4 protein-coding genes are annotated in these 1,605 nt (G+C 64.5%); all 4 read left to right on the forward strand.

Annotated features, from left to right (window positions below; translation table 11 throughout):
• Nucleotides 1-212, forward strand: a 212-nt coding sequence (gene rpsS / locus QZ378_RS12895; RefSeq protein WP_291258558.1) for a 30S ribosomal protein S19, incomplete at its 5' end; no start/stop codon positions are given.
• Between the two features lie 14 nt (nucleotides 213-226).
• The gene (rplV, locus tag QZ378_RS12900) at nucleotides 227-559 is read left to right on the forward strand and encodes a 50S ribosomal protein L22 (RefSeq protein ID WP_050623203.1); all 333 of its coding nucleotides are present in this window, start codon (nucleotides 227-229) and stop codon (nucleotides 557-559) included.
• Nucleotides 560-574: 15 nt separating this feature from the next.
• Nucleotides 575-1,441, forward strand: coding sequence for a 30S ribosomal protein S3 (rpsC, locus tag QZ378_RS12905; RefSeq protein WP_256183297.1), 867 nt, complete (start codon nucleotides 575-577; stop codon nucleotides 1,439-1,441).
• A partial coding sequence (locus QZ378_RS12910) for a ribosomal protein L16 (protein WP_291258559.1) occupies nucleotides 1,441-1,605 on the forward strand: 165 nt, incomplete at its 3' end. The genes rpsC and QZ378_RS12910, both read left to right, overlap by 1 nt.

The raw sequence follows: 1,605 nt of genomic DNA on the forward strand, positions 1-1,605 counted from the left end.
AAATGAATCAGACCGGCGAGAAGAAGGTGCTGAAGACCTGGAGCCGCGCCTCCACTATCTTCCCCGCTTTCGTGGGCCACACCTTTGCTGTCCACGACGGCCGCAAGCATGTCCCCGTCTATGTGACCGAGGACATGGTGGGCCACAAGCTGGGCGAGTTCGTGCCCACCCGCACCTTTAAGGGCCACGCGGGCAGCAAGACCGGTAAGTAAGGAGGAGAGAAAAGATGGAAGCAAAAGCCAACCTGAAATATCTGCGGATCTCTCCCCGTAAGGTGAAGATCGTCCTGGACCTCATCCGGGGCAAGGACGTGGCCACCGCCACCGCCATCCTGCTGAATACGCCCAAGGCTGCCTCTGAGCCCGTGCTCAAGCTGCTGAAGAGCGCCGCCGCCAATGCGGAGAACAACCACCAGATGGACCCTGAGAAGCTGTATGTGTCCGCCTGCTACGCCAATCCCGGCCCCATCATCAAGCGCATCATGCCCCGCGCCCAGGGCCGTGCGTACCGGATCAACAAGCGCACTTCTCACGTCACCATCGCGGTGAGCGAGCGCTAAGGGAGGAGGAGAACTATGGGACAGAAAGTTAATCCCCACGGCCTGCGCGTGGGTGTCATCAAGGATTGGGACTCCCGCTGGTATGCCCGCAACGAAAAGGTGGGCGACCTGCTGGTGGAGGACAAGAAGATCCGGGACTACCTGAAGAAGACCCTGTACTCCGCCGGTATCCCCAAGATCGAGATCGAGCGCGACAACGCCAAGGTCCGCGTGTATCTGCACTGCGCCCGGCCCGGCGTGGTCATCGGCAAGGGCGGCGAGGAGATCAACAAGATCCAGGCCGGCCTGACCGCCATGGTGGGCAAGCCCGTTGACCTGAAGATCATCGAGGTGCGCAACGCCGACATGGACGCCCAGCTGGTGGCGGAAAACATCGCTCAGCAGCTGGAGAAGCGCATCGGCTTCCGCCGCGCCATGAAGAACGCCATGGGCCGCGCTATGCGCGCCGGCGCCCGCGGCATCAAGACCTGCTGCTCCGGCCGCCTGGGCGGCGCTGAGATCGCCCGCACCGAGCACTATCACGACGGCACCATCCCCCTGCAGACCCTGCGTGCCGACATCGACTACGGCTTCGCTGAGGCCGCCACCACCTACGGCCGCATCGGCGTGAAGGTGTGGATCTACAAGGGCGAGGTCCTGACTCAGACCCTGCGCACCACCCCCCGCACCCTGGATACCAGCAAGCCCTATCAGGAGCGCCGGGAGCGTCCCCGCCGGGACCGCCGCGACGGTGACCGCCGTCAGGGCGGCTTCAACCGGGACCGCCAGGGCGGCGGCTTCAACCGCGGCCCCCGTCCCGCCGGTCAGGGTGGTTTCAATAACAATCGTGGCCCCCGTCCCGCCGGTCAGGCCAATGCTCCGAAGGAAGGAGGCGCTCAGTAATGCTGCTGCCTAAGCGCGTAAAGTACCGCCGTGTTCACCGCGGCCGCATGAAGGGCAAGGCCAGCCGCGGCAACACCGTCACTTACGGCGAGTGGGGCCTGCAGGCCATCGAGCCCAGCTGGATCACCAGCAACCAGATCGAGGCCGCCCGTATCGCCATGACC

Source organism: Flavonifractor sp., from assembly GCF_019422385.1.
GTDB lineage: Bacteria > Bacillota > Clostridia > Oscillospirales > Oscillospiraceae > Flavonifractor > Flavonifractor avistercoris.